The organism is Pedobacter sp. N23S346, from assembly GCF_048515415.1.
Lineage (GTDB): Bacteria > Bacteroidota > Bacteroidia > Sphingobacteriales > Sphingobacteriaceae > Pedobacter.
On record NZ_JBLYEE010000001.1, the window covers coordinates 557,680 to 578,721 of the forward strand.

Below are 21,042 nucleotides of genomic sequence, written 5' to 3' on the forward strand. Positions count from 1 at the left end.
AAAGAAATGAAAAAGATATATATACTATTTTCGGTATTTGCTACACTAATAGTTGCCTCGGGCTGCAAAAAATATCTGGATGTAAATATTGATCCAGCTACTCCGCAAGAGGTTTCCAGCAAAACTTTAACCCCTCCGTTGTTTGCACAAATGGAAAGAGGCATTCAGTTCGATTCCAGGTATCTGGGCGGGCTTATCCAATATTTTGGAGGTGCAGTAAACGTTGGAGAACAACATGGCTGGATTGCAGGAAGTGATAATATGGGTGAGATTTGGAGAACAAATTACTTTGGATTAGGAGCAAACTTGAATCTGATTATTAAAGATTCTGAAGGCAAGCAGGAGTGGAATTATGTTGGCATGGCTCAGGCACTGAAAGCCTGGAGCTGGCAAACCACAACGGATTATCATGGTGATATTATACTAAAACAAGCTTTTGATGTTAATCGTTATGTTTACGACTATGATCCTCAACAAGATGTTTATGCTGAAGTAGTAAGACTGGCAAACGAATCAATCAGAAACTTTTCTAGAACTGATGGAAATGGAACTGTAGTGAAATTTGGTCCTGCAGACTTAATCTATGCTGGTGATAATGCGAAATGGATTAAGTTTAACTATGGTATCCTGGCAAGAAACGCCAATAATCTGGTAAACAAAGCAACTTACGATCCGGCAAAAGTGATCGAGTATGTAGATAAATCATTGGCTAGTAATGCTGAGAATTTTATTGTGCCCAATACAGGAACCACGGCGCTTAATGGTAATTTCTTTGGTCCTCTGCGAGCTAACCTGGCTGCTTACCGCCAAACGGGAATCATTGTTGGCTTGCTTGATGGAACTTTTCTTTCAAATCCTACTGCATCGGTTATTGATCCTCGTCGTAATAATATGATCACCGCATCGCCAGATTTAGTATTTAGAGGAGTACCACCTTATACAGCCGATGGAGGTACGGCTCTCGCTAAAAATCAAACTCCAAATCCTTGGGGAGCATTGGGAGGAGCGAACCCTGGGCCGAACCAAGGGAAATATTTATTTAGAGATAATGTAGGCTTCCCGATAATGACTTATACAGAAATGCAGTTTATTAAGGCAGAGGCTGCATTTAGGAAGGGAGATCTTCCATTGGCATACACTGCTTATCTAAATGGTATATCATCTAGTATTGATTTTGTAAGTGCATTGGGTACCGCCATAACGCCAGCAGAAAAGGTGGCTTATCTAACAAGCGCTTCTGTTAGACAGAATGCCGCAAGCTTAACTATAAGAGATATTATGTTGCAAAAGTACCTGGCGCTTTACGGATATGGATTCGTAGAAACCTGGTGTGATTTGCGCAAGTTTAATTACATTGATGGTGATGTAGCCGGAAACAAGCCCTACTTAAACGTTTACCGTTACCCAACAAGTTTCTTTGTTGATAACGGTGGAAAACCAGCACAACGATACCGCCCAAGATACAATTCTGAGTATTTATGGAATACCGTATCCTTGAAAAAAATTGGCGCAGATAGAAGTGATTACCATACTTATAAAATGTGGTTTTCTCAACCATAAATCACTATTAACAGAAAACAAGATGAAAAAGATATTATATTTTATTGCAGTTTGTATTGGATTACTGGCGGCATGTAAAAAAGGTGATTTAGTAGAAAGTACTGCTTACGAAAAAATAAGCCCCGGAGATACCAAGTATGCTTACCTCAAGATCCTTAATCTTACGCCTGCCAGTCCGGCGTTAACATTTTATATGGATGGAAATAAATTTTCCTCAGCTTTATCTACATTGGGAACTGAAAATGCAGGTTATGCCTACAATGGTTTATTCCCCGATTTAGGTTATGCAACTACAAGTCCGGGAACACATACCCTAACTGCAAAAATTATTCCTACAGCTGCGGCCGATGCCAATCTGGAGATTTTTAGCACTATCATAAACCCACAGGCTGGTAAATATTATACTGTTTTTACTACCGGCCAGTATTCAACTACCACAAAGAAGATTCCATCTTCGGTAATGTTGGAAGATGTAAGACCCGCATTAGATACTACTAAGGTGTTTCTAAGGGTTGTAAACCTGTATAATGGCAGTCCTAACCTGGATATAACCAGAGATTTGGCAACAGGAACGAAAATGATTACGAATGTTGCTTATGGTACAGCATCAGATTGGGTAGAAATACCAAATATTGGACCAGGCGTAACGCCAGTGGTAAAAACGTTTATCAATGCTACCGGAACAACAAATACACTGATTGCAGCAGGCGTAAGCTTAACTTTTACAAAAGGAAGAGCTTATACGCTGTATATGCGTGGAATAGTTGGGAATACCACCTATCCATTTTCAGGTACGATCTATACTACATTTTACTAAAGCCTGTGCAAATCGTTGTGCAGAGACTTTGTAAAAAGGTCAATTTGTAAGTATAGAAAGCGCCAGAGTATGTATGCTGGCGCTTTCTATACTTACAATATCTTAAATCCTAAACTCAACTGAAATAAGTTAGGTTTCTGACTATATTTTTCACTTTTACTAATATTTGATAAACCGGCTTCATAGCGTAAATCAACAGAGATTGCCCCCACATCAACACCTGCACCAGCTTGTAAGCCCAAAGCTTGATTTTTATAATTGTCGAAATCAGTAGCTTGTTGATAAGCAGAACTAAAACTCGAATTTTCATCCAGGATAAAGGAAATAACTGGTCCGGCCATCACCCTGAAATTTAAGTTTTTTGCACCAAATTTAGTTCCTAATAAAACCGGAACATCCAAAGTGGTAAACCTCACTTTACCCTCTGCAGCAACTTCATTATTGTTGTTATTGGTAAAACTGATGAATTTATTGCCTTTACTGCCAATATAAGCTTCGGGTTGAACATAAAAGCTCGCACCACCAATGCGTGCCCAGGCACCCACCTGGTAACCTAAACGGTTTTCTTCACTTGCAAAATCAGCATTAAGTTTGGCTAAGTTTACACCAGCTTTAACTCCCAGGTTAAAGGTTTGCGCTTGTGTTGTTGCCCAACCAAGGGTTAGGAGAACAACAGGAAGGATAAATTTTTTCATTTTCTTAAGATTTAAATTTTGTGTGTTTAATCTAATTAGGATAGATAACGGCGTTTTAACAGATTTATCGTGCAAAGCATTCCTGATATCTCTATTTTTTCTCTTCAACAGATAAAAAGATACCATTGTGAACAAATATTTTTTACTTTTGCAACAAATAAAATCTGCTATGGCTAACTTTCAACTCACCGCTGAAACCGCATTTAAAGTAAAAACAAAGTTCTTAAGAAAATATCGCGACTTAGCCAATGAGCCATTGGATTTTACCCCAGGTAAAGAAGATGAATTGATTCTTGATTTAATGCGATTGGTAAAACGTGACCGTACTTATATCGAATTTACCATCCAGAAAGCACTTGCAGATACCAAAGGCAACAGACTTTAGTTTTCCCAGGCCTTAAAACACTCTTCTTTTATTTGTAACGCTTTATTTGCGCTATACCTTAATAAGTATTTTTAATATTTATCTCTTTTTGTACATTTACACCTGTACGATTAAGAAATTCTATCCGTATAAAATGTTACATGCTATATCAAAAATGTAGTGTGCAGCATGATGAGGTCATTTTGCCGATGATCTTATTTTATGAACACCATTAAATATAGCTGTACCGATGAAAAATTTGAAATATGCTCTTTTAGCCGCAGGATTTAGCATCGCTATATTATCTTTTTCTTTTAAGGAAGATTTATTTCTGGTTTCGAAAAACCTCGATATTTTCGCCTCCCTTTACAAGGAAATCAATATCAATTATGTGGATGATACCAATGCGCCACAATTGATGAAGACCGGTATTGATGCCATGTTAGAAAGTTTAGATCCTTATACTGAATACGTTCCGGAATCTGAAATTGAAGACTATAAGCTTAAATACATCAGTACCCAATATGGCGGAATAGGCGCCAGTACGATCATAATTGATGGCAAACTTTTTATTAATGAAGTAAGTGAAGGCTATCCTGCCTACAAGGATGAAGTTAAGGCCGGAGATCAGGTCGTTAAAATAAATGGCATCGAAGTGAAGGGGAAAGAACGGTCTCAAATTAGTCAGTTACTCCGCGGACCGAAAGGAACACCTGTAGATCTGGTTATGATGAGGGAAGGGAAAGAACTCACGAAAAAGATTATTCGCGAAGAAATAAAACAACCAAACGTATCGTATTCTGGCATGGTTGGAGATGGTATTGGCTACATCAAATTAGATAAATTTCTGGAAAACTCCGGCCAGGAGGTTAAAGATGCTTTACTCAATATCAACAAAGAAAATCCAAAAGGAATTATTTTAGATCTTCGGAATAATGGTGGTGGAATTTTGCAGGAAGCCGTTAAAATTGTGAATCTTTTTGTAAATAAAGACCAGCTTATTGTAACCCAGAAAGGGAAAAATATAGAGAAAACAATTGCATACAAAACACAATTGCCTCCGGTTTCTATTAATGTGCCGTTAGTGGTGCTGGTGAATGTAAATTCAGCTTCGGCTTCAGAAATCGTTGCCGGTTCTTTACAGGATCTGGATCGGGCGATAGTGGTTGGCCAACGCAGTTATGGCAAAGGATTGGTGCAACAAACGTTCAATTTGCCCTATAACAGCATGGTAAAAGTAACGGTTGCGAAATATTATACACCATCAGGCAGATGCATTCAGAAGTTAGATTATGCGCACCGCAATGCTGATGGAATTGCCGAACAGTTTGCAGATTCCACTATGGCGATGTTCCAAACCAAAGCGGGTAGAAATGTTTACAGCGGAAACGGTGTTTATCCGGATGTGGCTGTAGATGCAGATAGATTAAGTCCCGTTACCATCTCGATGATCAATAAGAATCTGTTTTTCAACTATGCCAATCAATATAGAAAAAGTAATCCAAAGCTGGAATCTGCGAAGGCTTTTCAGATTTCTGATGCAGACTATGCCGCTTTCATAAATGGCCTGGCAGATAAAGACCTCACTTACCAAAGCAAAACAGAAAGATTGCTTTCAGATTTACGTATCGAAGCGGAGAAAGAAAATAAGTCTGCAGAAGTAAAAGCCGATCTGGAAAATTTAAAATACAAGCTTACCATCTCTAAAAAAACATATGTAGCTACACATAAATCAGAAATTAAAAGAATACTGGAAACCCAAATTGTAAGTCGCTATTATCATGAAAAGGGAAGGATAGAGCAAAGTTTTCAATATGATAAAGAGCTGATTGCGGCGAAGGCCTTATTTGGGAATCAGCCACAAATGTTAGCCATTTTAAAGGGTGATGGAAATTATAAAGTGATTGGAAAACCAATGAAGGAAACAGCATCTGTAGATTAAAACCTAACCCATATCTCCAAATGAAAAAATTAATAATAACTGCACTTTGTTTGGTACTATGCTGTTCTTTGAAGGCCCAGAATTATACACCTACGGCAGATAATTTAAAACAGAGAGTTTGGTTTAGTAATGCCCACTTTGGTTTGTTTATTCATTGGGGGCCTTTTAGTATACCTGGCAGTGGCGAATGGGTAATGAATGATAGGAAGCTTACCGTTCATAATTATACCAATCTTCAAGATTTTTTTAACCCGGTTGATTTTAATGCTGAGCAATGGGTAACCATGGCAAAATCGGCGGGCATGAAATATATTACACTGATTACGCGGCACCATGATGGTTTTAGTATGTGGGATACTAAATACTCGGATTTCAATATTATGAATACGCCGTATAAAAAAGATATAGTCAAAATGATGGCGGATGAGTGCCACAGGCAGGGAATAAAGTTATACCTGTATTATTCATTATTAGATTGGCGAAGAGAAGATTACCCACACGAAACCGGCCGCACTGGTCAGTATTCAGGGAGGAAGGGTAAAGGCGATTACGCCAGCTATCTTGCTTTTATGAAAAACCAGTTAACCGAGTTGTTAACCAATTACGGAGAAATCGGAGGCATTTGGTTTGATGGTCACTGGGACCAGACCGCACCTGAAGGAGCAAGCGACAGGGCATCGCGGATTGATTGGAAATACGATGAAATTTATGGCTTGATCCATCAGCTTCAGCCTCAGTGCATGATTGGTAATAACCATCATTTAATGCCCTTTGCAGGTGAAGATTTTCAGATGTTTGAACGTGATCTCCCAGGTGAAAATAAGTCGGGATTAAGTTTTCAGCAGGCTTCGGAAAAATTACTTTTAGAAACCTGCGAAACCATTTCAAATTCATGGGGATATAATTTAAGTGATACGCTTTATAAATCGAAAAAAGACCTTGTACACATGCTGGTCAAGGCTGCGGGTTTAGGTTCAAATCTACTGTTAAACATCGGTCCGATGCCCAATGGTAAAATTCAGCCCGAATTTCAGGAGCGTTTGGCTGGCTTAGGTGATTGGCTTAAAATTTATGGGGAAAGCATTTACAATACCCGGGGCGGATATATAAAACCACAGGCCTGGGGCAGCATCACACAAAATGATCAAAAAATTTATATCCATATTTTAGATGGAAAAACAACAACACTTCGGCTAGATAACCTTCCTGCAAAGAAAATCAGGAAAGCCTATTTACTCCGGGATAATAGTAAAGTGAATTATACTTTCAAAAAATCTAATCTGGAAATAAAAACAGCTTTAAATACTGCAGAACCAGATCAGGTGATTGTTTTGGAAATTAAAAACTAGCTGCAAATCACTTTTTATTGGTTTGCTGTTAATTCTTTGTTACTTATACTTGAAATTTACGTAAAACGTTTTACTTTTAGATTTTTAAAATTTATTGTAGGAAATTATAAGCACATGCAATTCAGGAAAATCTCATCCATTCTATTATTAACATCCGCTCTGTTTACCAATAACGTTTTTTCTCAGAAAAAAAACAGTTTAACCCAGTTTGTCGATCCGATTATAGGCTCTGCAAAACACGGGCATGTCTTCGTTGGCGCCAATGTTCCATTTGGTGCTATACAATTAGGGCCAAACAACATTTTTGAAGGTTGGGACTGGTGCAGTGGATACAATTATGTGAGCAATACGATCACTGGTTTTTCTCATACCCACTTAAGCGGTACCGGAATTGGCGATTTAGGCGACATTTCCATCATGCCTGCAACGGGAGAAACAATTTTACAGAAAGGTAAAAAAGGCGATGAAGACAATGGATATCTTTCTAAATTCTCGCACAAAAATGAAGTAGCCAAAGCTGGTTATTACAGTGTGTTGCTTGATAAATATAAAATCAAGGCAGAATTAACCAGTACCGAACGTGTGGGTTTTCATCAATATACATTCCCGAAAAATGCAGATAAACCCCATATCATAATAGATTTGGTTGAAGGCATAGGATGGGACGAGGCTACAAATACTTCATTTAAACAGGTAGATGCCACAACAATTATTGGAAACCGGAACTCAAAAGGCTGGGCGATTGATCAGCGTTTATATTTCGTAATAAAGTTATCTCAGCCGATTAAAAACTTTGCAATCTACGAAGATGATCAGTTGAAAAAAGGTCAGGATTTAGTGGCTAAAAAATTGAAAGCGGTGGTTGATTTCGCAGCAATTACTGGAAACAAATTACAAATCAAGGTTGCCATTTCACCAGTAAGCATTGATAATGCCATGTTAAACTTGCAGACTGAATTGCCGGGCTGGGATTTCAAATCAACTGTAAAAGCAGCAGATAGTAAATGGGAAAAAGAATTAACGAAAGTAGCCATTGATGCCTCAGTAACTACTAAAAAGATTTTTTACACCGCCCTTTTTCATACCATGACTGCGCCATCTTTGTTTAATGATGTAAATAAAGATTATTTAGGAACAGATAAAAAGGTACACAAAAATGTTAGTTTCAATAACCTAACTACCTTCTCGCTTTGGGATACTTACCGTGCCGCAAATCCCTTATATACCATTCTTCACCAAGATAAAGTGAGTGATGTGGTGAATACCATGTTGGCCATTTACAAAGAACAAGGGAAATTACCGGTTTGGCATTTAATGGGCAATGAAACCAATACCATGGTGGGTTATCATGCGGTACCAGTTGTGGTGGATGCTTATTTAAAAGGTTATCGTGGTTTTGATGCAGATCTTGCATTTGAAGCCGTGAAACAATCTGCCATGCAGAAAACAGATGGTATTGATTACATTCAAAAGCTAAAGTATATTCCAGCAGACAAAGTAAATGAATCCGTTGCAAAAGCATTGGAGTATGCGATTGATGATTATTGCATCGCCATGTTTGCAAAAGCTTTAGGCAAAACGGAAGATTATAATTACTTCAGTAAAAGAGCAGGCCTTTACAGAGAATACTTTGACAGCGATGTTCAATTTATGAGAGGCAAGTTAGCTGATGGAAAATGGAGATCGCCATTTAGTCCGGTAGCCGCTAAACACCGTGAAGACGACTATACGGAAGGTAATGCGTGGCAATATACCTGGTTGGTGCCTCAGGACGTAGAAGGATTGATCAATTTATTTGGTGGCGATAAACCATTTGTAAATAAACTGGATTCTTTATTTATCGTTCCTGCGGCTTTAGGCGAGAACAGTTCTCCTGATATTTCTGGCTTAATTGGGAATTACGCACAAGGAAACGAACCCGGACATCATATTCCATACCTGTATGCCTATGCTGGTCAGCCTTGGAAAACAGCAGATTTGATCCGTAAAATTGATCAGGATTTCTATTCAGCGAAACCTGATGGCTTATGTGGAAATGAAGATGTTGGCCAAATGAGTGCCTGGTATATTTTTTCTTCATTGGGATTTTATCCGGTAAATCCGGCAAATGGTGCTTACGTATTTGGAACGCCATTGATTAAGAACGCAACGATTAATCTGCCGAATAACAAAACTTTCAATATCAACGTGATTGATAATAGCGCAGAAAGCAAATACATTCAGCGGATTTTATTGAACGGACAGCCTTACACCAAATCATTTATTCTGCACAAAACCATTGTAGATGGTGGAAATATCAGAATTTACATGGGTAACACGCCATCAAAAGGATGGGGTATAGCCGCAAGTGACCGACCAGTTTCAGGAAAGTAAACTAAGTTATCGTCATCGGATGAATATTTGCAATATGCCGATATTCATCCGATGACATCAGAATATTTAATATTATAAATGATATGAGAAGAATACTTCTATCCTTTTTTATTTTTGCAAGCCTAACTTCATTTGCACAACAACGTTACGAACTAAATTCTGGCTGGATGTGCAACAACATAAAAGAAGTAAAAGCAGACGGCGCACAGCTATCAAACGCTGGCTTGGCGCTGAATAACTGGATGCCTGCTACAGTTCCGGGAACAGTTTTAACAACTTTACTAAACAATAAAAAAGTACCAGATCCATTTTATGGCATGAACAATGAAAAAATTCCGGATGTGTACAACACCGGGAATGATCATTACACCTACTGGTTCGTTAAAGATTTTACAGAAAAAGCCATCGGCAATGAGCAGGTATGGCTACAATTTCGGGGGATCAATTATAAAGCGGAGTTTTACCTGAACGGGAAAAAACTAAACCCTAAAACGCACGAGGGGATGCACATCCGTGCGGAATATAACATTACAAAATTCTTATCGCCAACAGGTAAAAACAGACTCGCAGTAATTGTTTATCCGCCAGATTTTCCTGGTAACCCGAATGGTGGCCAGGGTGGAGATGGAACCATTGCCAAAGGGTTAACCACACAATATACCGCTGGTTGGGATTGGATTCAACCTACCCGGGATAGAAATACAGGGATTTGGGATAAGGTAACCATCGAAAAAACCAAAGCCATTAATCTTAAAAACCCACATGTGGTAACCTTGGTTCCAGGAAAAAGGATGCCAACTGGCGTGCAAAAACCAGCAACAATAAAGGTATCTGTAGAAGTAGAGAATCCAACCAATAAAGTAGTTACAGGCGTGCTGCAGTATCAGGTGGCTGGTAAAACAGTAAGTAAATCAATATCATTACCTGCGGGTAAAAACACCGAAGTAAATTTTGCTGATCTGGTTCTGGAGCAGCCTAAACTTTGGTGGCCAAGTGGTTATGGTGAACAAAATTTATATGATCTTAAAATTCAGTTTCGCGCTGCCAATGAGGTTTTTGATCAGGAAAATTTAAAGGTTGGGGTCAGACAAATTGATAACATCTGGAACGAGCATACAAAAAGCATGGGTGCTTATGTAAATGGGCAGAAAATCTTTATTAAAGGTGGAAACTGGATCATCTCTGATGCCATGTTGCGGTTTAGTGATGCCCGTTATGATGCCGAAATCAGGTACCATAAAGACATGAATCTGAATTTGATTAGGATTTGGGGCGGTGCAATTCTGGAGCGACCAGAGTTTTACAATGCATGTGATAAATATGGTTTACTGGTTTTTCAGGATTTCTGGTTCAGTGGCGATTGTAACGGCCGATGGGTTGATCCTTTGAAAAAAGAAGACCAATGGACGAGAAGAAATTATCCAGATAACCATCCATTGGTTTTAGATGCGATCGAAGATCAGGTAAAACTAATCAGAAACCATGCATCACTTGCTTTCTGGTGTGGTGGAAATGAAATTACGCCGCCAGAAGATATTTTAAACCCGATTAAAAAAGACATCTTACCTCGTTTGGATGGTACACGCCAATTTTTTGATTTTTCTAACAGTGATGAAATGTCTTTCAACGAACTTGGTGGTAACGGCGATGGGCCTTATGGAATCCAGGACCCTAAAAGTTTCTGGAGTACCAAAACATTTGGGTACAACTCTGAAGTTGGATCTGTTGGTGTAGGTGATTATGAATCTTTAGAAAGGTTCATTCCTGCTAAAAACATGATAGCGCCTCAGTTTAAGGAAAAGCCAGATTCTGTTTGGGATTATCACAAATACATTGCTTACGAGCAATACATCGATCCATATGGAAAAGCGAAGAATGCAAAGGATTTTGCAATGAAAGCGCAGTTGGTAAACTATGATCAGTACCGTGCGTTAATGGAGGGCTTCTCTAACAAGATGTGGGATTGGTATACCGGGTCTATTATCTGGAAAACGCAAAACCCCTGGACGGCACTTCGTGGCCAGATGTACGATTATTACCTTGATCCTAATGCCTGTTTATATGGCTTGAGAAAAGGAAGTGAACCGTTGCATGTGATGATGAATCCTATAGACAGCATGGTAACTGTGGTAAATAATGGCTTTGCAGGTCGCAACAACCTGATGGTGCAGGCAAAGGCATACGATATGGATGGGAAGGATTATCTCTATTCTCAGGTTTTTAATAGTATCGGTGGCTCGTCTGTTCGCAGGTTTTTCCCGATGAATGATTTCTTAAAGAAACTAGATAAGAAGGAAGGTGTGTTTGTTTCGCTAAGAATTTTAGATGAAAAACAGCAGATCCTAAGTGAAAACATCTATTGGATGGCAGATAAAAATGGAGAATACAGCGGATTACAAAAATTAAAATCGGCACCATTAAATATCACTGCTGTGAAGAAATCGAACAACAAAGTGGAAGTTTCCTTAAGCAATAAAAATGGAAACCCGGTGGCATTTTTTAACCGCATTGCTTTAATTGATAATCAAACTGGTAAGCGAATCCTTCCGGCTTTTTATGATGATAATTATGTGACCGTCCTTCCGGGAGAAAATAAAACCATCATGGTTGAATATACCGGAGCACCGGAGAATTTAGCCGTGGAAGTATACGGATGGAATGTGGAGCGAGTAAAAGTTCAGGTTCAATAAGAGATAGGAGTGCGGATTTGAAATCGGCAGTTAGAAGATTCGAGATGGTTAGTTGGGATTTATAATCCCGACTGACCTAATTACGGATTTTCAATCCGTGTTAGATAAATTTATAAATCCCACACAACCTTTTCCTATTATAATTACTGACGGCTTTTTAGCACTATTCGATTGAATAGCAGATTAGAAATCTGCAGGTATATAGATCGGGATAGAAAATCCCGACCAACTTAAGGAATTTAGCCGTGGAAGTATACGGATGGAATGTTGATCGAATGAAAGTTCAGGTTCAATAATGAAGGTTTGTTAGTCGGGATTTTCAATCCCGGCTGATCGAATTACGGATTTCTAATCCGTGTTAATTAAAAAATAAAACAAAAAAGGGCAATACTTTTACTTATTGCCCTTTTTTGTTTTAATAAGGTTTTCTAGCTTACTCCGTGAAGCTGCACTTTCAAACCATCCATGTTATTGTTTAACTGCAACTGACATGCTAAACGAGAATTTGGCAGCAAATCTGGTAAAGTATCCAGCATTGCATATTCATCGTCGGTCATTTCATTAAGCTTTTCTTCGCCTTCCAAAACATCTACGCAGCAAGTAGCACACAAAGCCATTCCGCCGCAAGTTGCCAGAATATCGTATTCCGAAGCCTTTAAAAATTCCATCAAACTTAAGCCCATATCTGTTGGCGCTTCATGTTCAGTAACTGAGCCATCCGGCTCTTGCATATATATTGTAATGTTGTTTTCCATTTTGCTCGCTTATCAACGCAAACTTAATTAAAACCAGAGAGCATTCATAAACACAAATTAAAAAACTTTAAAATATTTAGAATAGCTTCCTATTGAGTGATATCAACAAATCTAAAACTCCGAAACGCCATTTACAGTGGTGTATTTCATGGTGTATTTCACGCCCGGATTCATGTAAGAATAAGCACTGTGACTCATCAATGCAGCCTCATGGAAACCACTTAAAATCAACTTTAATTTATTTGTGTAAGTGTTAATATCGCCAATGGCATAAATGCCGGGAATGTTGGTAGAATAATCATCAACATTTACCTCAATTGCGCTTTTGCTAATGTTTAAATTCCATCCTTCAATCGGACCCAACTTCGGACTCAAACCAAACAACGGAATCAGGTGATCAGCTTCAACAACTGTTTTTTCCATGGTACGGTTCTGTACAATTTCAACTTGTTCCAATTTATCAGACCCTTGAACGGCTTGTAAATTGCTATTCAGGATTAAGTTAATTTTTCCACTTTCAGCTAACGACATTACTTTAGCCACTGAATCTGGTGCACCACGGAAACTCTCGCTTCTGTGGACTAAAGTTAATTCAGAACAAACTTCAGCCAGGTAAATCGTCCAGTCTAAGGCAGAATCGCCACCGCCGGCAATCACCATTTTCTGATCGCGGTATTTCTCCGGATCAAGGATCATATAGTTCACACCCTTACCATTTTCGAAGTTCGAAAGGTTTTCTACAGCAGGTTTACGGGGTTCGAAACACCCTAAACCGCCAGCAATCACCACTACTTTAGCTTCGATAATGGTGCCCATATTCGTGGTTAAAACGAAATCAGCTTCGCCACGTTTTTCTAAACCTTCAATCCGCTCGCCCAATGTAAAAGTGGGGTGGAAAGGCTTAGCCTGCTCCATTAAATTATCAACCAATTCCTGTGCTAAAACGGATGGATAACCCGGAATATCGTAAATTGGTTTTTTAGGGTAAATTTCAGAAAGTTGACCACCAACTTGCGGTAAGTAATCAATTAAGTGGCAACGCATTTTTAACAAACCGGCTTCAAAAATGGCAAATAAACCAACCGGACCAGCGCCTATTATGGCTATATCAGTAGTGATCATTCAGAAAAAATTTATGCAAAGTTACAAAATAAACTTTTATGAATATCTCTATTTAGAAATATTCTAGATAATTTTGTAAAGCTATTGTATTCAGTATTTTATATGCCTTAAGCTTACTTAAAACAAAAGATAAGGGTTTTAGGTAATTTAAAGCAAATTATAATTGGTCTATGGGTTTAGTAGGAAATGAATTTACTGTTTGGTACGATCAACTTGCGAAGTCTCAACGGCCAGGAGCGCAGCAAGACTTCGACAGTTTAATAAAGTGATTTCAAAACTCCAATTAGACTGACGAAGTTCCTCCAATACACACAGGCCAACTAAACTTCGTAAGTCGAATCAAACACTTATATTATGAAATGAAGTCATCTAATTTAAGAATTATCAACAATGACCGTAAAAAATTACCAGTTCATTCCCAAATTCTGGAAAACAAAACTCCAGATGTCTGCGGCTTCTTCAATCAATTTAGTGGTTGGTTTACCTGCTCCATGGCCGGCCTTCGTCTCAATTCGAATTAACATTGGGTTTTCACCTTTATATTTCTCCTGCAAGGTCGCTGCAAACTTAAAAGAGTGCGCAGGTACAACACGGTCATCATGATCGGCAGTAATAATCAAAGTAGCCGGATAATTTACACCCGCTTTAATATTATGAAGCGGAGAGTATTTGATCAGGTAATCGAAATCTTCTTTTTTATCGCTGGTGCCATATTCAACTGCCCAGCCCCAGCCCACTGTAAATTTATGGTAGCGGAGCATATCTAAAACACCAACTGCAGGCAAAGCAACTTTAAAAAGTTCTGGTCTTTGTGTCATGCAGGCACCAACCAACAATCCGCCATTAGAACCTCCTGAAATTGCGATTTTAGATGGATTGGTATATTTTTCTTTTACCAGGTATTCTGCAGCAGCAATAAAATCATCAAAAACATTTTGCTTTTTAGCCAAAATCCCACCTTTGTGCCAGGCTTCACCATATTCACTTCCGCCTCGTAAACTTGGCTGAACGTAAATACCACCCTTTTCTAAAAATAGCATTCTGGATAAGCTGAAAGCTGGTGTTAAACTGATCTGAAAACCACCATAAGCATACAGGTAAACCGGATTGTTTCCATCCAGCTTAAGTCCTTTTTTATGTACAATAAACATCGGAACCTCTGTGCCGTCCTTCGAAGGATAAAAAACCTGCTTGGTTTCGTAATTCTCCGTGTTAAACTTTAGCCCAGATTTTTTATAAAGTTCAGACTTAGCCTGTTTGATATTGTAGCGATAAATGGCCCCAGGCGTGGTGAAGTTAGTGAAGGTATAGAAGAATTCCTGGTCCTCTTTGTATCCACCAAAACCACTGGCCGTACCTATTGCGGGAAGTTTAACCTCACCAATTTGCTTTCCTGTTAATTCGAATTGAACAATATTGGTACTGGCATCCTTTAGGTAAGAAGCCCATAAAAAGCCTCCTCCACTGCTAACGCCTTCTAGCGGAAGTTTAGATTCAGGAATAATTTTTTGCCAGTTTTTGGGATCAGGGTTTTTGGGATCGACCAAAACCACTTGCTTATTTTCAGCGCCCAGATCAGTATTAATTAAAAGCTTGTCTCCATTATTATTTACAACGTTATGGTTGTGTTCATAACCCTTTACCAAGATGGAGATTTTGCTATTCCCCTCAGTCAAGTCCTGATAATAAAGTGCATTGCCCGATGTTCCGGCACTTGCATAGATAATTAGAAAACGATCATCTTCCGTAACGCTTGCCCCAAAATAGAGGTTTGGATTGGTTTTGTCTTCAAAAATAAGCTGATCATCTTTTTGCTGATCACCCAGCTTATGGTAATAAATCTTTTGAAATTTGTTGGTTGCAGATAAATCCATTCCTTTTGCAGGTTCATCGAATTTGCTATAATAGAAACCATCGTTTTTCCAGGCGGCACCAGAAAATTTGGTCCATTTTAATTCATCAGGTAGCTTGGTTTTAGTGGCAATATCCATCACGTAAATATTGCTCCAATCTGAACCCGCCTGTGCTACAGAATAAGCCACATGCTTTTTATCGTGAGAAAATCCGAGTAATGAAATTGCTGCGGTTCCATCAGCGGTGAGTTTATTTGGGTCTAGAAAAGTTTCTTCTTTTCCTTCCAAGCCCTTTTTAATGAACCAAACGCCCTGATTTTGTAAGCCATCGTTTTTAGTGAAGAAATAATATTCGCCAACTTTAAAAGGAGCACTTTCTTTAGGGTAATTCCAGATTTCAGTAAGTCGATTTTTAATATCTTCGCGGTAAGGAATCTGACTTAAATAGTTTTGGGTGACTTTATTTTCAGCAATTACCCATGCTTTAGTCTCCGCTGAGGTATCATTTTCCAGCCAGCGATACGGATCAGCAATCGTTTTGCCAAAATAATTATCGGTTGTGCTGTCTTTCTTTGTTTCAGGATATTTCATTAATGTAATTTTTTCTGCTGATTTTTTGCCTTGGTTACAAGCAAAAAGACTTAGTGCAAATAAGCCTAATAAAAGTTTCTTATTCATAGTTGAAGCAATTTATTTACTAATATATGTTTTACCTGCGGGATGATTGCACAGATTACCTTCGGGTTGATTACACGGATTGAAGGATTACACAGATTTTTGGATGATGTTGATCGTTTATCGTCTGGGTGCCAGCTTCCAGAATAACCTTTCCGCTTTACTCTGAGCTTTTTCCTTTCAACTCATAACGTTCAATCTTTAATCTTTGCTCTTTTATCCTTGCTCCATCCAGCTTTCGCCCTATAACTTTCAACTCTTTTCCCTTACCTTTGGATAACACATGGATAAAAACATTTATTTTGCTTCTGATTTTCATTTAGGTACGCCAAATTATGCTGAAAGCCGTAAGCGTGAAGCGCTAATTGTGAGTTGGCTGGATTTTATTGAGCCCAATTGCGGTGAACTGTTTTTAATGGGTGATATTTTTGATTTTTGGTTTGAATATGCAAAGGTAATTCCGAAAGGATTTATTCGTTTGCAAGGTAAACTGGCTGCAATGGCAGATGCTGGCATCAAAATCTATTTCTTTAAGGGAAATCATGATATGTGGGTTCGGGATTATTTTACAAAGGAAATCGGGATGCAAATCATTAGCGATGAAATGATTATCGAGCGAAACGGTAAAAAGTTTTATCTGCATCATGGCGATGGATTAGGCCCGGGAGATGCGAAATATAAATTCTTAAGAAAAATATTCAGAAGCAAATTGTGTCAATGGCTTTTTGCCCGTCTGCATCCAAATTTCGGAATTGGCATTGCCAATGGCTGGAGTAGGGGAAGTAGAGCTGCGCAAACAGAGAAGGAAGTTTTTTTAGGCGAAGACAAGGAATGGTTAGCCATTTATGCCAGAGAGCAGTTACAGAAAGCGCATTTCGACTATTTTATTTTTGGTCACAGGCATTTGCCTTTAGATTTAAATCTTGGCAACGGGAGTCGTTATGTTAATATTGGCGAGTGGCTTGAATCTAATTCTTATGGCGTTTTTGATGGGGTAGACCTGAAACTGGAATATTTTATCCCGAAATCGTAAATAGCTTTAATCGTCAAAGCTTTAAATAAACTGTAGGGTTCTCAGTTTTAAACTAATTCAGCTTTTTTCCTTATTTTTGCATTTCCAGAATTTTTGCTTAGGCAAATTGGTGGAAAATTCAATACGAATAATAATATGTTAGATAAATTAGAAGCTATAAAGCTGCGTTGGGAAGATGTAGAAGAATCGTTAAGTAATCCGGATGTGATCCAGGATATGAAACGTTTTGCGGCTTTAAATAAAGAATATAAAGACTTAGGCAAAATTGTAGATGAATATAAAATCTACAAAAATGTGATGAGCAACATTGATGCAAACAAGGAAATCTTATCGGTTGAAAAAGATGCTGAAATGCGTGAAATGGCAAAGGAAGAGTTGGATATGTTGTTGAAGCAGCAAGAAGAAATGGAAAGTAATATCCGTTTGATGCTGATTCCTAAAGATCCTGAAGATGCCAAAAATGCCGTTTTCGAGATCCGTGGTGGTACTGGTGGTGATGAAGCTGCACTTTTTGCCGGTGATTTATACCGTATGTATACACGTTACTTCGAAACCAAAGGTTGGAAGGTAGAAACTGTTGATGTAACTGAAGGTACGGCTGGTGGTTACAAAGAGGTTATTTTGAAGGTGAACGGAGATGATGTATATGGTCAGTTAAAGTATGAAAGTGGTGTACACCGTGTTCAAAGGGTTCCGGATACGGAAACTCAGGGTCGCGTACATACCTCCGCTGCATCTGTTGCCGTTTTACCAGAAGCAGAAGAAATCGATTTATACATCAATCCGGCAGATATTGAGTTGCAAACCTCTCGTTCTGGTGGTGCTGGTGGACAAAATGTAAATAAGGTAGAAACCAAGGTTCAGTTAACGCACAAGCCATCTGGGTTGGTAGTAGTTTGCCAACAGGAGCGTTCTCAATTGGGTAACCGTGTGATTGCGATGGAGATGTTGCGGAGTAAGTTATACGATATTGAATTGCAGAAAAAGAATGGTGATATCGCTGCAAAGCGTAAAACGATGGTTTCAACGGGAGATCGTTCAGCAAAAATCAGAACTTATAATTATCCTCAAGGTAGGGTTACCGAGCATCGGATTGGTTTAACTATGTATAACCTGCCAGCCATTATGGATGGAGATATTCAGGAAATTATCGATGCCCTTCAATTTGCCGAGAATGCAGAGAAAATGCAGGAAGGTGCTGTAGGATAATTGGTTACAATTATTTTGAAAAATAATTTGGAATTTGGGATTTTGTCCCTATATTTGCAACCTCGAAAGGGGGAAAGAGGTTTAAACTTTTAAAAAGTAAACAAGAGGAGTGGTAGTTCAGCTGGTTAGAATGCCTGCCTGTCACGCAGGAGGTCGCGGGTTCGAGTCCCGTCCATTCCGCAACAAAAGCCTTAACTTGAAAAAGTTGAGGCTTTTTTGTTTCAAAGAGTTTTTTTTAAATACTCACCATCACTTCTTTAAATAGCTTTTTAATTAACGCTATTTCTGGTGCATACTGCGTCTTTTTCCTGGTACCAAAATAAAGGATGTTTTTCAACTTTTCTTTTCCTTCCCAAATCACTTTAATTTTTCCTTCTTCAACCTCTTTTTTGCAAAGAAAATCCGGAATAATTGCCAGGCCTTTTCCGCCGGATAAACACCTTACAATGGAGTTCAAATTCGGAACAATGTAATTAGGCCTGAAATCGGCATGTTTACCGAAATTTAATTGCCAGAAACGTAGTAGATGCTCCATGTCGCCAGCTGTACCATACCATTTCTGTTCCTTCAACCACCTTTCCATTTCGGGTAAATCTTTCTTTTTGGCTAATAATTTAAACTGATCCTCATCAGTGTCGGTTCCGCCAACCAACACAATTGTTTCAGAGGAGAAACCTTCGTGCTCTATATTGGGTGAGTTTCCTTTTTGTGGCGTGATGATCAGATCCAGGATGCCCTTATCCAGTTGATCGAGCATTTCAGGGTAATCGCCGAAGCGGATAATCACATTAAAGGGCAGTGTGGAAATATATTGTTCTAAGGTAATTTGAAAGGTTTCGAAACACATTCCAACGCTGATGGTAGGCGTATGTTTTTCTGTGCTTTTCTGAAAGTGTTTTTCGGCATCTTCCAATTTGGCCAAAGGCTCAACAATGAAATTATACAATACCTTTCCTTTTTCCGTTGGAACCATTTTTCTTCCTGTTCGTTCAAATAGCTTATATCCAACATAACTTTCCAGCGAACCCAGGTGCAGGCTTACCCCTGGCTGCGAAATAAATAAACTTTCTGCAGCGCCAGTTAATGTTCCGGTTTTATAAATCGCCTTAAAACTTCTGTACCATTCCAGATTGACCATAGTATTATAATTCTGATACAAAGCTATGAATTAACTTGTTTTAATAATGGCAAAATGAGTGGTAATTTTGAGGCATCAAATAAAAATAAACAGAAATGACAAAAATATTCATCATCAATGGCGGTCAAAAATTTGGCCATTCGGGAGGTAGATTCAATGAAACTATCGCGGCAGCAACGGCTGATTTCTTCTCAGAATTACCTGAATTTGAAGTTAAAACCACTAATGTTAACGATAATTATGATCCAAAGGAAGAAGTGGCTAAGTACGTTTGGGCTGATGTTATTATTTATCATACGCCTATCTGGTGGTTTCAATTGCCTCACGGCTTCAAAAAATATATCGATGTCGTTTTTACAGAAGGCCATAAAAATGGAATTTACATCAGCGACGGACGCAAAGCTGATAACCCAACCAGAAACTATGGCACTGGCGGGATGTTGCATGGAAGAAAATATATGGTAACTTCATCCTGGAATGCACCAAAAGAGGCTTTCACTTTGCCAAATGAGTTTTTTATGGAAACCAGTGTAGACGACGGACCATTATTTGGTTTTCATCGAATGAATGCCTTTACAGGAATGGAGCGTTTGGAAGGTATGCATTTTCATGATATTGAAAAAAATGCAAACGTAGTTAGAGATATGGAACTTTACCAATCACATTTACAAAACACATTTTTAAAAGAAAACATATATGAGCATTTATCTAACAGCAATCGTTAAACCTAAACCTGAAACCAAAGCAGAACTGCGAACACTTCTGCTTAACATGGTTTTGCAGTCGAGAAAAGAAGATGCTTGCATCCAATACGATTTACATGAGAGTGAAGAAAAAGATCTCTTTATTTTTCAGGAGGAGTGGAAAGATCAGGCCGGGCTAGATCTTCACAATAAGAGGGAATATCTATTGGATTTCATTGGAAAATCAAGTCTGCTAACAGATGGAATTGTGATCCATAAAACGAGTAAAATTGCTTAAGCGATTTATAAAGGATTTCCAAAGACTACTACCCAATAATTTTGATTAAAGCCAACACCAGCTTCTTTAGTATTGGGATCCATCATCGCCTTGCAATGACTTGTGCTGTTTTTCCAGGCGCTGATTACCTGGTCTGAATTTGCATATCCTTTTCCTAAATTCTCTGCTTTAACATTGCCTGTATAGCCAGCCAGCATTGCCCTTTCTTCTGGCATATTACCATCTGGAGAAATATGTGCGAAATAACTCCGTTGCGCCATGTCTTTCGCATGTGCAGTTGCTGCATTATCCAGTAGGGTATTTGAAGACAGCGGCGCTACGGGAGTCATGAATTCCGTGCCGCAGTTGCATCCAGACTGCCTCAACGAATTTATTTTCTGAAGCAAAAGATTCAGATCATTTTGTGGTGACGAAATTTCAGACTTTTTGCAGCCTGTAAATAGCAAACAAAGTAGTACATACGGGTATATCGATCTCATTTAAAAG

At 38.6% G+C, this 21,042-nt stretch carries 17 protein-coding genes and 1 tRNA gene; 12 read left to right on the forward strand and 6 right to left on the reverse strand.

Annotated features, from left to right (window positions below; translation table 11 throughout):
- Positions 1-6: 6 nt before the first annotated feature.
- Together ACN1CD_RS02320 and ACN1CD_RS02325 are read left to right on the forward strand one after the other, a co-directional pair.
- Complete coding sequence (locus tag ACN1CD_RS02320; protein ID WP_419128636.1) at positions 7-1,560, forward strand: SusD/RagB family nutrient-binding outer membrane lipoprotein; 1,554 nt, start codon at positions 7-9, stop codon at positions 1,558-1,560.
- 22 nt (positions 1,561-1,582) lie between these two features.
- Entirely contained in the window at positions 1,583-2,377 is a 795-nt protein-coding gene (locus ACN1CD_RS02325) for a DUF4397 domain-containing protein (protein WP_419128637.1), read from the forward strand.
- 92 nt (positions 2,378-2,469) lie between these two features.
- Here ACN1CD_RS02325 and ACN1CD_RS02330 read toward each other — a convergent pair whose 3' ends face one another.
- Complete coding sequence (locus tag ACN1CD_RS02330; RefSeq protein WP_419128638.1) at positions 2,470-3,072, reverse strand: porin family protein; 603 nt, start codon at positions 3,070-3,072, stop codon at positions 2,470-2,472.
- Positions 3,073-3,241: 169 nt separating this feature from the next.
- Between ACN1CD_RS02330 and ACN1CD_RS02335 the strand changes: the two genes are divergently transcribed.
- From ACN1CD_RS02335 to ACN1CD_RS02355, 5 genes are all read left to right on the forward strand, one after another.
- On the forward strand, positions 3,242-3,457 hold the full coding sequence (locus tag ACN1CD_RS02335; RefSeq protein ID WP_316802259.1) for a hypothetical protein: 216 nt from the start codon (positions 3,242-3,244) through the stop codon (positions 3,455-3,457).
- Positions 3,458-3,686: 229 nt separating this feature from the next.
- The gene (locus ACN1CD_RS02340; RefSeq protein ID WP_419128639.1) at positions 3,687-5,378 is read left to right on the forward strand and encodes a S41 family peptidase; all 1,692 of its coding nucleotides are present in this window, start codon (positions 3,687-3,689) and stop codon (positions 5,376-5,378) included.
- A gap of 20 nt (positions 5,379-5,398) precedes the next feature.
- On the forward strand, positions 5,399-6,727 hold the full coding sequence (locus ACN1CD_RS02345) for an alpha-L-fucosidase (protein WP_419128640.1): 1,329 nt from the start codon (positions 5,399-5,401) through the stop codon (positions 6,725-6,727).
- A 114-nt stretch (positions 6,728-6,841) separates the two neighbouring features.
- Positions 6,842-9,100, forward strand: coding sequence for a GH92 family glycosyl hydrolase (locus tag ACN1CD_RS02350; RefSeq protein ID WP_419128641.1), 2,259 nt, complete (start codon positions 6,842-6,844; stop codon positions 9,098-9,100).
- A gap of 83 nt (positions 9,101-9,183) precedes the next feature.
- Entirely contained in the window at positions 9,184-11,790 is a 2,607-nt protein-coding gene (locus tag ACN1CD_RS02355; protein WP_419128642.1) for a glycoside hydrolase family 2 protein, read from the forward strand.
- A gap of 428 nt (positions 11,791-12,218) precedes the next feature.
- Here ACN1CD_RS02355 and ACN1CD_RS02360 read toward each other — a convergent pair whose 3' ends face one another.
- From ACN1CD_RS02360 to ACN1CD_RS02370, 3 genes are all read right to left on the reverse strand, one after another.
- On the reverse strand, positions 12,219-12,545 hold the full coding sequence (locus ACN1CD_RS02360) for a 2Fe-2S iron-sulfur cluster-binding protein (protein ID WP_419128643.1): 327 nt from the start codon (positions 12,543-12,545) through the stop codon (positions 12,219-12,221).
- A 111-nt stretch (positions 12,546-12,656) separates the two neighbouring features.
- Positions 12,657-13,667, reverse strand: a complete 1,011-nt coding sequence (locus ACN1CD_RS02365; RefSeq protein ID WP_320465824.1) for an NAD(P)/FAD-dependent oxidoreductase — start codon at positions 13,665-13,667, stop codon at positions 12,657-12,659.
- A gap of 404 nt (positions 13,668-14,071) precedes the next feature.
- Positions 14,072-16,198 (reverse strand): prolyl oligopeptidase family serine peptidase, encoded by a 2,127-nt coding sequence (locus ACN1CD_RS02370; protein WP_419128644.1) that lies wholly within the window; start codon positions 16,196-16,198, stop codon positions 14,072-14,074.
- 280 nt (positions 16,199-16,478) lie between these two features.
- On the opposite strand from ACN1CD_RS02370, the gene ACN1CD_RS02375 reads away from it, so the two are divergent.
- The 3 genes from ACN1CD_RS02375 (at position 16,479) to ACN1CD_RS02385 (ending at position 18,617) form a co-directional block, all read left to right on the forward strand.
- Positions 16,479-17,228 carry a UDP-2,3-diacylglucosamine diphosphatase gene (locus ACN1CD_RS02375; protein WP_419128645.1) on the forward strand — a complete coding sequence of 250 codons (750 nt, stop codon included), beginning with the start codon at positions 16,479-16,481 and terminating at the stop codon, positions 17,226-17,228.
- Between the two features lie 135 nt (positions 17,229-17,363).
- Positions 17,364-18,437: a peptide chain release factor 1 gene (gene prfA, locus ACN1CD_RS02380; RefSeq protein ID WP_419128646.1), complete on the forward strand. Its 1,074-nt coding sequence runs from the start codon at positions 17,364-17,366 to the stop codon at positions 18,435-18,437.
- 106 nt (positions 18,438-18,543) lie between these two features.
- A tRNA-Asp gene (locus tag ACN1CD_RS02385) sits at positions 18,544-18,617 on the forward strand.
- 55 nt (positions 18,618-18,672) lie between these two features.
- Here ACN1CD_RS02385 and ACN1CD_RS02390 read toward each other — a convergent pair.
- Complete coding sequence (locus ACN1CD_RS02390) at positions 18,673-19,575, reverse strand: LysR family transcriptional regulator (protein WP_419128647.1); 903 nt, start codon at positions 19,573-19,575, stop codon at positions 18,673-18,675.
- 95 nt (positions 19,576-19,670) lie between these two features.
- Here ACN1CD_RS02390 and ACN1CD_RS02395 point away from each other — a divergent pair, with 95 nt between their 5' ends.
- Both ACN1CD_RS02395 and ACN1CD_RS02400 read left to right on the forward strand, forming a co-directional pair.
- On the forward strand, positions 19,671-20,300 hold the full coding sequence (locus ACN1CD_RS02395) for an NAD(P)H-dependent oxidoreductase (RefSeq protein WP_419128648.1): 630 nt from the start codon (positions 19,671-19,673) through the stop codon (positions 20,298-20,300).
- A complete protein-coding gene (locus ACN1CD_RS02400; RefSeq protein WP_419128649.1) occupies positions 20,272-20,556 on the forward strand; it encodes a putative quinol monooxygenase in 285 nt (94 codons plus the stop codon). The genes ACN1CD_RS02395 and ACN1CD_RS02400 overlap by 29 nt, the downstream gene beginning before the upstream one ends.
- 5 nt (positions 20,557-20,561) lie before the next feature.
- Here the strand turns inward: ACN1CD_RS02400 and ACN1CD_RS02405 are convergent, their stop codons facing one another.
- A complete protein-coding gene (locus ACN1CD_RS02405; protein ID WP_419128650.1) occupies positions 20,562-21,035 on the reverse strand; it encodes a CAP domain-containing protein in 474 nt (157 codons plus the stop codon).
- Between the last annotated feature and the right edge of the window lie 7 nt (positions 21,036-21,042).